A 13,683-nucleotide genomic window follows, 5' to 3' on the forward strand; every position below is an offset into this window, starting at 1 on the left:
CAGGTAGCAGACTGCTATATGGAGGGGCTAAGATTTGCGAAATTAAAATAGGTTTGTTACACTAAATTATATATAGTAATATTGGTACATTAATCATTCGATTATAGGTCTAATGATACTTGTAGTTACTAGATAATATAAAATTATAGTTAGTTTTAATGAGGAGGTTGCGTATGTTTAAGAAATTATGGAAGCCTGTAGTATTAGGAGCTATAATGGGTCTTGCTCCAGCCTTAGTAAATTATATTGGTGTAGAGGCCGTTAATCAAGGGGCTCTTACAGACGGAGAAAGAGCTCCACATTCTGCCGTACAAGTGGAAGCGGTAGCTTCGCCTAGTGCTGTCGTGGGGATGGCACAAGAGGATGGTAATTTAAAATTACAATATCCTTTAGTTTATGTGGCAGATGAGAAGGCACAACAGAAAATTAATACAGAGATAGCTGATTATGTAGTGAAAATGCGAGATTTATATTATAATCAGAAAATGCATCAAGTGGTATTGGATTATAAAGTAAGTTATGAAGATGCTGACTTGTTATCAATTATTATTAACAGCGGTTGGTATAATGGACAAAGTGCACATGGCTATCATCAATCGCAGGGCTTAGTATTTAATAAACATACGGGTGAACACATACCAGCTACATATTATGTACATCTTAAGAGCGATGAGCAATTAAAAAATCTGGTAATGTCTGAGACTGTAAAAGTATATTCCCAAGGGATGGAGCTAATGCCTGTAAAGAGTTTATTTGGACTTAAGGATATAGAAGTTCGCAATGACAATTATATTTTATTAGGTCATGGGAATATAGCTATGTTATATCAACCTTATGAATTAACTGCTTATGCTTATGGTGTTACTCGTGTCGTGCTAACGAAGGAAATCATTGAAGAAATAAATCGAGAGTATAGTCACTAAGTGATGAATATAATGAATGAAGGAGTTCGCGGTGCATATTAAAAAGATGACAGATCGCTTAGAGGCGGTATTTACACTTATTCCTAAAGCGCAGGTTATAGCTGATATTGGTACGGACCATGGATATTTAGCTGTGGAATTAGTGCGCCGTGAGAGGGCGCAAAAAGCGATTGCTGGAGATGTAAATAAAGGCCCTTTAGCCTCAGCGCAAGGATATGTAAATGAACAAGATTTTACATCATTGGTTGAATGTCGCTTAGGCAATGGTCTGCAAGTTGTAAGCGCTGATGAAATTCAAGGGGCCGTTATTTGTGGCATGGGTGGATTTTTGATGCGCCAAATTATTGAAGAAGGGCCCGCTTTATTGGACTTTTATGTATTGCAGCCGCAAAATGGACAGGCCGAGTTGCGTCAGTATGTAGTAAATGCAGGCTACCGCATTTGTAAAGAAATAATTATGACTGATATGGGCAAGATGTATCAAGCATTTTTAGCGATAAAGAAGGGTAAAGAGGCTTTGTACATTACAGAAGAAGATCTTTTGAATGCGATGAAGAATGCATCTAGTGTATACGAAACTTTGCCCAAAGAGTCAATGCTTTGGACTGTAGGCGCGTTGATTAATGCAGAACGACCTCCTCTTTGGGAGGCTCATATGAAGCATATTATGCATGCTCGTGAAGCTGCCTTAGAAGGAATGACAGAGGCTCTTAAAGAGACTCAAAAGTATAAGGACTTAGCCAAGGAGCTCGCAGAATTAGAGCAAATAGCCTATGGTGATTAAACGCAAATATAAAATTTAGCTAAATTTTAGTGAGGAAGGAGATAGAGATGATAAAAGTACAAGATGTAATAGAGTGCATTGAAACACTGGCGCCTACGCATTTAGCCGAGTCTTGGGATAATGTAGGGTTAATGGTAGGACGCCGTGACCAAGTGGTGACCAATGTGCTCACTGTATTAGATGTTACTGAAGAGGGGATTGAAGAGGCCATTGAAAAACAATGCAATCTTATTGTCAGTCATCATCCACTTATTTTTAAAGGTTTGAAGCAAATCACCAGTGATACAGTGCTTGGTCGCATGATTGCGCGCTTGGTAAAAGCGGATATTGCTGTATATAGTGCACATACTAATTTAGATGTAGCTAAAGGTGGCTTAAATGATTTAGCGGCCGTACAATTAGGTTTAGGCTCTGTGGAGGGACTTGAAGTCGTTCACAGCGAAGGTCTATGCAAAATTGTTGTGTTCGTTCCTATAGAGCATACAGAAGCTGTAGTAACTGCAATGGGAGATGCTGGTGCTGGTCATGTAGGAAATTATAGTCATTGTGCTTACTATGGTGAAGGTACAGGCATGTTTAAACCGTTAGAAGGGGCTGAGCCATTTATTGGACAAGTAGGTGAAACTTCTAAAGTGGCAGAGAACCGTGTGGAAACAATAGTGCCTAAAGTCTTGCTTAGCAAGGTTATAGGGGCTATGAAAGAGGCTCATCCTTATGAAGAAGTGGCCTATGAGGTGTATGAGTTGAAATCTCCGGCTACAATGGAGGCTATTGGGCGTCAAGGTATTTTAAGTGATACTTTAGATTTAGAGGGCTTTATGGAATTAGTAACACATGCATTTCCTCAAGGTCGTCCTCGCTTTGGTGGGGCAAGAGTTAAGGAAGTTAAAAAAGTAGCTCTTTGTACTGGATCTGGTGCGGAATTTATTAAAGCAGCTGCTAAAGCAGGAGCGCAGGCCTATGTTACTGGGGATGTGAAATACCATGATATGCAATTAGCTAAAGAGCTCGGTATTGTGGTGGCTGATGTAGGACATTTTGGCACAGAAATTGGTGCTGCTGGCTTATTGGGGGCTCATATACAATTGACCTTTGGTAAAGAGCTCACTGTATTGACGAGTACAACTCAAGAAGACTTCTTTTTCTAATTGAGAGCGCTTATTATTTCAGCTTTTATCGATGAACTTAAGAACATAGCGCATTTGATAAAAATATAATTGACCGAATCATTATCAATCTGTTAGACTTTAATTAGCAAGTATGAAAGGTGATTGCGAGCGTAAGTTCGAGGAAAGTCCGAGCTCCAAAGGGCAGGATGCCGGATAACGTCCGGCGTGGGTAACCATAGGGAATAGTGCCACAGAAAAGTAAACCGCCACAGCAATGTGGTAAGGGTGGAACGGTGTCGGTAAGAGCGCACCAGCAATGCAGTAATGTATTGGCTCGGTAAACCCCATCCGGAGCAAGGCCGAATAGGAAAGGGATAAGGGTGGCCCGCCTACCTTTCGGGTTGTGCCGCTTGAGCCTATAGGCAACTATAGGCCTAGAAAGATAATCACCACTGCGCAAGCAGAACAGAACTCGGCTTATTGATTGCTTGCTTAACCGCTCCTTGCGAGCGGTTTTTTCTTTTCATGCAAAATCTATTATCTTTTTTTATTCTAATAGAGGATATTTTTTATTATAAGTAGAAATAGTATATAATAGAGGTTAAGATATCCAATTAAAGTATTCTCAGAGGGTCGATTTTTATTGTATACTATATATAATAAAGTATATCGAGGAGAGTAGGTATAAGGAGGTTTATTATGGCAGTAACAAAGATTGAGGACTTGGCTGCCCTCGAAGCGTATTTAGAAGAAAATCAAGGTGTTGTTGTGGCTGATTTTTGGGCTACCTGGTGTAAACCATGTGCACTTATGAATCCTGAAATTGAAAAAATGGCAGAAGATATGAAGGATGTTGTATCCGTAGTTACCATCGATGTGGATGAAGCTAAAGATGTGGCATTAAAATATAATATTCAGGGGATTCCTACTTTGATTTGCTTCAAAGGGGGCAAAGAAAAAGATCGTATTGCAGGCTACAAACCAGCTGCAGTAGTAGAAGGCCTAGTTAAATCTATTATTAAATAATATCTTGATATAGCTAAGAGCTTAGTAAGTGCAATCTAGGACGCTGAAATACTAGAGCACTAAGATGATATGTCTTCTAATATATGGACTGCGAGTGTATACGTATGCGTGGGCACACAATTACGTATACGCTTTGTCCTATAAAAACTATAGACTATAAAATGTAATTATTTTTGATTTATTTAATTCACTATATGTCTATCAGTGTAGAGCGAATCAAGCGTAAAACTAGACTAGGCTACTGGGCATATTCAGATGAGACTTTCAATAAAGTTATTGCTAATGAAGGGGGTCTTCCTGTGAAAGAGACGAAAAATAGTCTTTGGAATTTATTCCAGGATCGTAAACTAAGCCGCCGTACGTTTATGAAAACATGTGTGGCATTAACAGCTATTTTAGGTATGCCACCAACATTTTTAAATAAAGTGGTAAAGGCTGCTGATACGAAAGAATTGCCAACTGTGATTTGGCTTCATGGTCACGAATGTACAGGCTGTGACGAGTCCTTTATTCGTTCTACTTCGCCATTTGCATCCGATGTAGTACTTAATATGATTTCTCTTGAATATGATGATACCTTAGCTGCTGCAGCAGGGGCTCCATTTGAGGCCCATCTTCACCATATTATGGAAACGAAAAAAGGCCAATATGTATTGGCTGTTGAAGGAGGCGTGCCATTAGATGAAAATGGTACCTACTGTATGGTAGGGGGCCGTCCTTTTGTTGACGTATTAAAAGAATGTGCGGCTGGAGCTGCATTTATCATTGAATATGGTTCTTGTGCTGCGTGGGGTGGCGTGCAGGCCGCTAAGCCAAATCCAACAAATTCCGTATCTGTTTCGTCAGTTATTTCTGGTAAGAAAATAATTAAAGTTCCTGGTTGTCCTCCAATTCCAGAAGTAATGACTGGGGTTATTATGCACTATGCATTATTTGGTGAGATACCACCACTTGATGTGGAAGGCCGTCCAAAACAATTTTATGGCAATCGCATTCATGATACATGTTATCGTCGTCCATTCTTTGATTCTGGTCTTTTTGTTGAAAAATTTGACGATGATGCATCAAAAGCTGGATGGTGTTTGTATAAAGTAGGTTGCCGTGGTCCAGTGTCGTATAACTCCTGTGGTAATTTGCGCTGGTGGAATGGCTTATCCTATCCAATTCAATCTGGTCATGGTTGTATCGGTTGTAGTGAAAAAGGTTTCTGGGATAATGACAATTTCTATCAAAGATTACCGCAAGTACATGTAGCTAATACGATTACTGATGCGGATACTGTCGGGACTATTGCAGGTTTAACTGCCTTTGGCGCGGTTGTAGCACATGGTGGTGTTACCTTAGCAAAACATAAATATGATACAATTCAGCTTGAAAAGAAACAAAAGGCTGAATTAGAAGCTAAACAAGCGGCAGATGCTCAGGCAAAGCAAAGTGCAACTGAAGGAGCGAGCGAAGTGTCTGAGGAGACAAACAAAGGAGGTAACCATTAATGAAACGTGTAGTAGTAGATCCGATTACTCGTATTGAAGGCCATTTGCGAGTAGAGATTAATGTGGATGAAGCAACGGGCAAAGTAGAAGATGCCTTGTCTAGCGGTACTGCATGGCGTGGTATTGAATTGGTTGCTAAAAATCGTGATCCTCGCGATGTATGGGCTTTTGTACAGCGTATTTGTGGCGTTTGTACGTCTACACATGCATTGGCCTCTTTGCGTTGTGTAGAAGATGCATTGGGCATTGAAATTCCTAAAAATGCTAACTATATTCGCAATATTATGCATAGTTGCTTAGATGCTCATGACCATACGGTGCATTTTTATCATTTGCATGCATTGGACTGGGTAAGTCCTGTAGAGGCACTTAAAGCTGATCCGGCTAAGACAGCAGCCCTTCAAGAAACTGTGTTAAAAACTTATAATGTAAGTGGTTTACAGCCACCTGAATTAGCTAATGCCACCTCAGCGTATCCAAAAGAATTCCCGAAAGGCAATGCTACTTATTATGCAGCGATTCAAGGGAAGGTTAAGAAGATTGTTGAAAGTGGCCAGCTTGGAATTTTTGCCGCTCAATGGTGGGACCATCCAGATTATCAACTATTGCCGCCAGAAGTACATTTGATGGCAGTAGCTCACTATCTTAATATTTTAGATAAACAGCGTGATATTGTAACGCCACAAGTTGTGTTTGGTGGTAAAAATCCACATCCACATTATATTGTAGGCGGTATGCCATGCTCTATTTTTATGGATGATATGAATGCGCCAATCAATGCAGCGCGTCTAGCTGTAGTTGACGAATCCATTGCCTTAGCAAAGGATTTGGTAAACTATTTCTACTTGCCTGATTTATTGGCTATTGGCCATATTTATGCTAAAGCAGGCATGATTGATGGTGGCGGTTTATCTAAAAAACGCGTACTCGCTTATGGCGACTATCCTGATGAGCCACATACAGGCACTAAAAATGGCGATTACTTTAAGAAATGTATCGTTCGTGCCAATGGCGTCGTAGAAGACTTTGGCCTTGGTGTAGATAAGGCTAAGTTCATCCCATTAGAAGGGAAAGACCTTATGAATCCAGACTTCTTGTCAGAAGAAGTGGAACATTCTTGGTTTGAATACCCTGATGGGAAAAAATCTATACATCCTAGCGAAGGTGTTACTAAAGCTAATTATACTGGTCCTAAAACGGGTACTAAAGAACATTGGGAATACTTGGATGAAACCAAGAAATACTCTTGGGTTAAGTCCCCAACCTTTAAGGGCGGCGCTTGTGAAGTAGGCCCATTGGCTAAATATATTGTTGTATATACAAAAGTAAAACAAGGCATCATTAAAGATCCAACTTGGGCAGAAAAAATGATAGTACAGCAAATTGATACTGTATCGTCCGTGCTTGGTGCGCCAGCTCATGTATGGATGTGCAGCACCTTAGGGCGCACTGCTTGCCGTGCATTGGATGCTCAGGTAGCAGTAAATCTTAGTCAATATTTCTACAATAAATTAGTAGCTAATATTAAGGGCGGCAACACTAAGGTAGCTAATGTGACTAATTTTGACCCTAATACTTGGCCAAAAGAATCTAAAGGCGTAGGTTTAGTTGATGCACCTCGCGGTGGTCTTGGACACTGGTGTGTGATTAAAGAGGGCAAAACTGATAATTATCAATGTATTGTACCGACTACTTGGAATGCTTGTCCTAAGACGATTGCTAATGAACATGGCGCCTATGAGTCTAATATGATTGATACAAAGGTAAAAATTGCCGACAAGCCTCTTGAGATTTTAAAGGGTATTCACTCCTTTGACCCATGTCTTGCTTGTGCTACGCATTTATACAATAAAAAAGGCGAAAAAATCGTCTCTGTTAATACCGATGCTATGTGTAAATAATAGGGGGGATGTATATGCTACAACAGCCGGATAAAAAGCCGTATCGCGTGTTTAGTCTGTGGCTTCGCATATTCCATTGGACGATGGTACTTTGCGTAACCTTCCTATTTTGGACAGGGCTTTACATTGGAGATCCTGGATTTAGTATGTTTGTAGGACGTGAACCAGCAGAAGCCATTACGAGTTGGTTTTCTATGGAGACAATTCGTCGCGTTCATTTTACTTTTGCATTCGTCCTTATATTTTCATTCGTGTTCCGTATTTATGGGGCCATTCGCTATCGTGGTGACCGCTTGTTACCTAAGTTTAAAAGCCGCTTGTATTGGGTGGGCATTAAACAGACCTTCTTGCATTATTTGATGTTGCCTCGTCAAGAAGAGCATCGCGTGCTTCGCAATTCCTTAGCTCGTACGAGTTATTTGATTGTGTATATTATGATGTTCCTAGAGATTTGCACCGGTCTTGCTATGTATTCGCAAATCAATCCTAATAGTTGGTTAGCCATTGTGTTTAATCCTATTAATCTAATGCTTAGCGAATATGATATTCATATCATTCATCACTATATTGCCTGGTTCTTCTTGCTCTTTACGGTTATGCATGTATATTTAGCATTCCGCGAAGATGTTATGGAAGAGTCTGGTGAAGTATCCAGCATGGTATCAGGGATGAAATTCTATCCACATGATCCAGAAGATATTGAGGATTTATATGGTAAACGAAAGTAATATCATTGTGCTTGGTGTAGGCAATATTTTGCTCACTGATGAAGGCTTAGGTGTGCATGTAGTAAAAGAGTTAGAGGCAAATTACTCTTTTACGCCAAACATTGCTCTCATTGACGGTGGTACGATGGGGATGGAGCTCCTATCTTATATGAGAGGTATGACGAAGCTTTTATTAGTGGATGCCATTCATGGTGGTGAAGTGCCTGGTACAATATATGAATTTCCGCATCAGGAAACAGAAACATATTTCACTGGCAATATTTCTGTCCATGAAGTGGGCATGCAGGATATTTTGCGAATTCGTGCCCTTCAAGAAGATCCTTTGGAAGACGCCACCGTTATTGGTGTTGAGCCAGAGAGCTTAGATATTGGATTAGAACCAACCGATACAGTAAAAAAAGCCCTGCCAGAAGTAATTGCACGAGTGATTAAGCAATTAGAGGTTTGGGGGATTGAGGTAGAAAAACGATGATTGAACATTATGGCAATGTAAAGGTAATTTTAAATGAGTTAAAATTAGCTTTAAAGCAACTTCGCGAAACTGGTGAGACCCATACCATATATATTGAAAAAACGGGTTTAACCATGGAAGAACAAGTGGAGGTTATGGAAACATTAGGCCGTGGAACGATTACTATTAATTTCACGGAAACAGACCAACCTGTGGAGTGGTATGAGACTCAGTTTTCAGGGATTTGGTTAGGCACATTCCGCAATCCACGAGATGAAGCCATTGTGTACACCATTGAAGTAGGTCGTTATCCAAGCCTTTGCGGTGCATTTGATGAAGACATAATCAATGCAGAAGAAGAATTGCAAACTTGGATAGAGGCAGCTGATTTATAAAATCCTGGCCTTAAATAATTTTTATATAAATAAAGACTCCTAACTATACATTTACTCGCGGCGAGACAAGCTCGAATGTTCGCTGCATGTATAGTTAGGAGTCTTTTGTGTTTGTATTTAAATGATTCTTAAAGGCCAGGATTTTATAAATAGGAAAGAGGGAGAAGGATGTTCGTTATCCCTCAATTTAGTCTCCATTGGTAATGAAGATTTTGGTTACACGGTAGCCATCATGGTGGAAGAAGATGCCTTGGATATAGCCGGATCTTGGTTTAAATTTTCCGTAGAACCATTGGTTGTTGTACATGAGGTCAGGGCGACCATAGGCTGCATACACTTGTTCTAATGTATCGCCTACTGCAATGCCACGGTAGGTAGTGGCGTCGCGATTGATAACGCTAATATAATGCACAGGATTACAACCATAGGTGATGCCACCATAGGTGAGTTCGACGCCTACAAATTTTACATGGTCATTGTAATTGGTAGGGGTGCCCAAGCTTTGAATGACATTAGCAATTGGTGTGCCTAAAGTAACGCCAGCAATGGACATGTCTTGAGCACTTGGGCGCTGTCCATATACTTGGCCTTGTTGTACATTGGTATAGTTTGGATATTGCGGCAAGGCGGCCATAGCTGTTGCGCCAATTGAGCTAGCTAAGAGTAAACTTAAACAAATGGTTGACATTTTTTTCATAGTAACACTCCCTTAAAATAATAAAAATGTCTGCACAATTTTTGCAATTATAGAGCTTTGAAGAAATCTGTGTTTTCAATGGCTCTATATGATTTAAGTATAGCACTTGTACAGTAAGTTGCAATAAGATAGAATGTGCTAATATTGGCAGCTAGAATGTATTGATATGGGCAGATAAAATGTGTAATATTGACAGATTCAAAGGACATATTCAAGACGTAGCACATAATTGCTTGCCACTTAGGGCACAATATCATATAATTAAATGCTATGATTTGCCAAAGTTTCGAAAAAATAGTAAAATTAAAGCGCAATAGATTAACGGAGGCAGTGTATGTTATTGTCAATAGTGGTACCTGTTTATAATGAAGAGGCTAATATAAAAAAGTTTTATAGTTCAGTGAAGGAAGTTCTTAATACTCTTCCTTATGAGCAAGAAATCATTTTCGTAGATGATGGCTCATCCGACAATTCTGCCACTATGCTACGTCATATTGCGGCTGAAGATACAGCGGTGAAAGTCTTACTTTTAGCGCGTAATTTTGGACATCAATTGGCTTTGACTTGTGGGCTAGACCATGCCAAAGGGGATGCAGTAATTACCATGGATGGTGATATGCAACATCCACCAGAATTAATTCCAGAGATGGTTAGACTTTGGGAAGAGGGGCATGATGTGGTGCGCACGATTCGCGATTCCACAGAAGATGCTAGCTGGGCTAAGTCCTTCACGTCAAAATACTATTATAAATTAATGAATAAAATGGCCAATGTGCCCATCGTAGAAGGTGGGTCAGATTTTCGTCTCATGAACCGCAAAGCCTTAGATACGCTTCTTCAATTTAGGGAGCATGGGCGTTTCTTGCGCGGGATTGTAGGCGCTATTGGTTACAATCAAGGTGAAATTCACTTTGTAGCACCACCGCGATTTGCTGGCAAATCAAAGTTTAGTGTGCGAAAAATGTTGCATTTTGCCTTAGATGGCATTGCGGCATTTTCTAATGTACCGCTTCGTGCCGCCTTATATATAGGCCTCATGTCAGGCATTTTAAGTATTATAATGATTTTACATATTTTGTTTGTCCATTTCTTTACAGATAGTGCTGTAAGTGGTTGGGCAACGTTAGGCGTATCCATATTCTTCTTAGGTGGGGTACAATTAGTTTGTATCGGCATGATTGGAGAGTATGTAGGTCGAGTGTTTCAAGAAGTTAAACATCGACCATTGTATTGGATTCGCGATAGTGTGAATTGCGAAAGTGATAGTACACAAAAGTAGGATTGGCTAATAATTTAAGCATAATCCTAATTATAGGTTAATAGTTTAAGCATAATTATAATTATGCTTAGGGTTTAGCAAAATGAATGGTTTAGCACCGTGAATGGCTTATCACAGTGATAGGTAGGACGTAATGTTTTGTTCAGTGCTAACATAGAAGAAGGTGTACTGATGGGGTTCCTTGATAGAGAGCCCAGGTTAGAAACATAGCGAGGAAGAATGATGAGATACAAGTATAAGAAGTTGTCTATTATGGTAGCCTTAGTGCTAAGTGTAGGCGCTTATACAGTAGCTGGTGCCGCTGGCTATGAATATGGAACTAAGGGTGGCGAGATTCCTGCCATTCAAAAAAAATTAATTGCTGCAGGCTATAAAGCTCGTCCAAATGGTGAATATGATGCCAATACAAAATGGGCTGTACGTTTATACCAAAAAGATATGGGATTGCCAGTCAATGGCATTGTAGACGAAGCTACGTATAAATCTTTGATGGGTAAATCGTTAGATGCGAGTAAGCTTCGCAAGTTAGGTAAAATGTCTGACGATAAGATTGCTGCTGAATGGGCTGCGAGCCAACCGACGAAGGACAGCAAATCAGCTATTAAGGCAGATGAGGATCAATCCAAGAAGTCCGATAATAAAAAATCCGACAGCAAAAAATCTGATAGCAAGAAATCTAAAGCCGATAAAAATAGCAAAAAAGACAAGTCTGATAAAAGTAATAAATCTAAAATGACTGTAAGTCGTGCAGACAGCTTACTTGATCCATTTGATTCCGATTTTATTTTTACTAAAACGGGACCTGTATCAAAATCTATACAAGATATAATTAAAGAAGCAGAAAACTATCGCGGTGTGCCTTACGTATTTGGTGGCAATACGCCTAAAGGGTTTGACTGCTCTGGTTATGTGCGCTATGTATTTGCCAAAAAAGGCATTAGCTTACCGCGTTCTGCTGATGAGCAATATACAGTAGGCACTAAGGTGGCTAAAAAGAATTTACAACCAGGTGATTTAGTATTTTTTGAAACCTATGAAAAAGGCGTATCTCATTCTGGAATCTATATTGGCAATGGTAAATTTATCAGTGCCACTAGCAGTCGTGGCGTTGCTGTAGCTGATTTAGCAGGTGGCTACTGGGGCGAACGATATATTGGGGCGAAGCGCGTTATGTAAGGCGCAAGGCTCAGATAAACAAAGTACTTGGTATGTTGAAGAGGAGGCATAGCCTCCTCTTTTTCTGAATTGTTAGAAGGGCGGATATGGTAGGCATGATTGAGGTAAAAGAAGTCCAATTCTTCTATGAGCAAGAGGAAGTCTTATGCAATATTTCCATACAAATAGAAGAAGGCGATTTTACAATTGTTGTAGGGCCTAATGGAGCTGGTAAGACTACATTTTTGCGTCTCTTATCTGGTCTATTGAGTCCTACTCATGGGCAGATTTTAATAGATGGTAAAACAGTAAATGAGGCACAGCAAGCTGGCTTACTTCACTTGGTGCCACAAATATACAATAAAAATGCAGCACAATTTCCCGCTACTTGTTTAGAAATTGTTGAACTCGGCTTGCGACTTCATAAGGGCTCACGTGAAGAGCGCCGTCAAAGTGCCTTAGATGCCCTAGAACAAGTGGGCATGAGTGAATTTAAGGGTCGGCGTATTGGTGATTTAAGTGGTGGACAGCAACAACGGATTATGATTGCGCAGGCTTTGGCGCGCAAGCCAAAGTATTTATTGCTTGATGAGCCTACTAGTGGCATTGATTTTGAGGCTAGCCGGCGCATTATGGAGCTTCTACGCACCTTATCTGACAAGGGCATGACCATCGTCATGGTCACACATGATGTAGAAGAAGGCTGTAAATTGTGCGATCAGACCATTTGTATTAATCGCCATGTGTGCTATCACGGCAATGGCGCTGGATTTTTAGACTCTCATAAAGGGCCTTTATTGTTTTGGCATATAGGAGGCTAAGATGGATATTTTTAATTATGAATTTATGCAGCGTGCCTTTATTGCCGGCCTCATTGTGGCTCTCATGTGTCCTTTGATTGGCACATTTATCGTCATTAAACGGCAATCACTGCTCGGTGAGGGCCTAGGTCATATCGCCTTTGCTGGCGTTACAGGAGCTTCCTTTTTATCCCTATATCCACCGCTCGGTGCAGCGGGCTTGACTGTGTTAGCGGCTATAGGCATTGAACTAGTTAGACGGCGGCATAATCAATATACGGATATGATTTTGGCCTTATTCTTTTATACAGGCTTGGCGTTAGCTGTTATTTTTGCTAGTCTTAATAAAATGCCGAGCACGGGGTTATTGAATTTCTTGTTTGGCAGTATTTTAACAGTTACTGATGCGGATATTATGAGCATTGCCGTGGCGGCTGTAGTGGTGGGACTTATTATTTACAGCATATATTCACAGCTTTTGTTTACATCCTTTGATGAACAAGTAGCGATTACGGCCGGTGTACCAGTAAATCGGATTAATATGATTTTTTCGATTCTTACGGCCTTAGTAGTAGTTATGGGGATGACCATTGTAGGGATTTTGCTCATTGGGGCTCTCATGATTGTGCCGGTGGCGAGTGCACATTTATGGAAAGCAGGGTTTACTAAAACGTTGTGGATTAGTGAAATTTACTCAATCTTTAGTGTTCTAGCAGGTCTCGTGGTGGCCTTTGAATTTGATTTGGCACCAGGCGGCACGATAGTCCTTATGGCGATTTTAGCCTATGCTCTTACTTTTGTCGGCAGTATGGCATTAAATCGTCAATAAAAAGGGAAGTCATAATCGCAGCGGATTTGACTAAATGATGAGTATAGGTGCGAGGCTAGTATATGAGTGAGCTTAGCATATTGTAGGACTTAGAATTTGAATCTATAGATGCA

The 13,683-nt window shown here is 40.3% G+C and carries 14 protein-coding genes and 1 other RNA gene; 14 read left to right on the forward strand and 1 reads right to left on the reverse strand.

Annotation, left to right across the window (positions count from 1 at the left end; genetic code table 11):
* The first annotated feature begins 173 nt into the window (after positions 1-173).
* The 10 genes from QZR90_RS05520 (at position 174) to QZR90_RS05565 (ending at position 8,810) form a co-directional block, all read left to right on the forward strand.
* Positions 174-923 carry a hypothetical protein gene (locus tag QZR90_RS05520; protein WP_295789660.1) on the forward strand — a complete coding sequence of 250 codons (750 nt, stop codon included), beginning with the start codon at positions 174-176 and terminating at the stop codon, positions 921-923.
* A gap of 31 nt (positions 924-954) precedes the next feature.
* A complete protein-coding gene (locus QZR90_RS05525; RefSeq protein WP_295789661.1) occupies positions 955-1,707 on the forward strand; it encodes a class I SAM-dependent methyltransferase in 753 nt (250 codons plus the stop codon).
* Positions 1,708-1,754: 47 nt separating this feature from the next.
* A complete protein-coding gene (locus QZR90_RS05530; protein WP_295789663.1) occupies positions 1,755-2,855 on the forward strand; it encodes a Nif3-like dinuclear metal center hexameric protein in 1,101 nt (366 codons plus the stop codon).
* 106 nt (positions 2,856-2,961) lie between these two features.
* Positions 2,962-3,312, forward strand: an RNA gene (rnpB, locus tag QZR90_RS05535) — RNase P RNA component class A.
* A 203-nt stretch (positions 3,313-3,515) separates the two neighbouring features.
* Complete coding sequence (gene trxA, locus QZR90_RS05540; protein ID WP_295789666.1) at positions 3,516-3,842, forward strand: thioredoxin; 327 nt, start codon at positions 3,516-3,518, stop codon at positions 3,840-3,842.
* A 194-nt stretch (positions 3,843-4,036) separates the two neighbouring features.
* Entirely contained in the window at positions 4,037-5,335 is a 1,299-nt protein-coding gene (locus tag QZR90_RS05545) for a hydrogenase small subunit (protein ID WP_295789668.1), read from the forward strand.
* Entirely contained in the window at positions 5,335-7,236 is a 1,902-nt protein-coding gene (locus tag QZR90_RS05550; RefSeq protein WP_295789670.1) for a nickel-dependent hydrogenase large subunit, read from the forward strand. The genes QZR90_RS05545 and QZR90_RS05550 overlap by 1 nt, the downstream gene beginning before the upstream one ends.
* A gap of 14 nt (positions 7,237-7,250) precedes the next feature.
* A complete protein-coding gene (gene cybH, locus QZR90_RS05555) occupies positions 7,251-7,964 on the forward strand; it encodes a Ni/Fe-hydrogenase, b-type cytochrome subunit (RefSeq protein ID WP_295789673.1) in 714 nt (237 codons plus the stop codon).
* The gene (locus tag QZR90_RS05560) at positions 7,948-8,436 is read left to right on the forward strand and encodes a HyaD/HybD family hydrogenase maturation endopeptidase (RefSeq protein WP_295789675.1); all 489 of its coding nucleotides are present in this window, start codon (positions 7,948-7,950) and stop codon (positions 8,434-8,436) included. Before cybH ends, QZR90_RS05560 begins: the two co-directional genes overlap by 17 nt.
* Positions 8,433-8,810 carry a hydrogenase expression/formation C-terminal domain-containing protein gene (locus tag QZR90_RS05565; RefSeq protein ID WP_295789677.1) on the forward strand — a complete coding sequence of 126 codons (378 nt, stop codon included), beginning with the start codon at positions 8,433-8,435 and terminating at the stop codon, positions 8,808-8,810. Before QZR90_RS05560 ends, QZR90_RS05565 begins: the two co-directional genes overlap by 4 nt.
* Before the next feature lie 187 nt (positions 8,811-8,997).
* On the opposite strand, the gene QZR90_RS05570 is transcribed toward QZR90_RS05565, so the two are convergent.
* Entirely contained in the window at positions 8,998-9,507 is a 510-nt protein-coding gene (locus tag QZR90_RS05570) for a TonB-dependent receptor (protein WP_295789678.1), read from the reverse strand.
* Positions 9,508-9,841: 334 nt separating this feature from the next.
* Between QZR90_RS05570 and QZR90_RS05575 the strand changes: the two genes are divergently transcribed.
* The 4 genes from QZR90_RS05575 to QZR90_RS05590 all read left to right on the forward strand — a co-directional run bounded on the left by QZR90_RS05575 (position 9,842) and on the right by QZR90_RS05590 (position 13,570).
* Positions 9,842-10,786 carry a glycosyltransferase family 2 protein gene (locus QZR90_RS05575; protein ID WP_295789679.1) on the forward strand — a complete coding sequence of 315 codons (945 nt, stop codon included), beginning with the start codon at positions 9,842-9,844 and terminating at the stop codon, positions 10,784-10,786.
* Between the two features lie 219 nt (positions 10,787-11,005).
* Complete coding sequence (locus QZR90_RS05580) at positions 11,006-11,962, forward strand: NlpC/P60 family protein (RefSeq protein WP_295789681.1); 957 nt, start codon at positions 11,006-11,008, stop codon at positions 11,960-11,962.
* Positions 11,963-12,048: 86 nt separating this feature from the next.
* Complete coding sequence (locus QZR90_RS05585; protein ID WP_295789683.1) at positions 12,049-12,762, forward strand: metal ABC transporter ATP-binding protein; 714 nt, start codon at positions 12,049-12,051, stop codon at positions 12,760-12,762.
* Between the two features lies 1 nt (position 12,763).
* Positions 12,764-13,570 (forward strand): metal ABC transporter permease, encoded by an 807-nt coding sequence (locus QZR90_RS05590; protein WP_295789685.1) that lies wholly within the window; start codon positions 12,764-12,766, stop codon positions 13,568-13,570.
* Positions 13,571-13,683 lie beyond the last annotated feature (113 nt).

Source organism: uncultured Veillonella sp. (assembly GCF_900545795.1).
Taxonomy (GTDB): Bacteria; Bacillota; Negativicutes; order Veillonellales; family Veillonellaceae; genus Veillonella_A.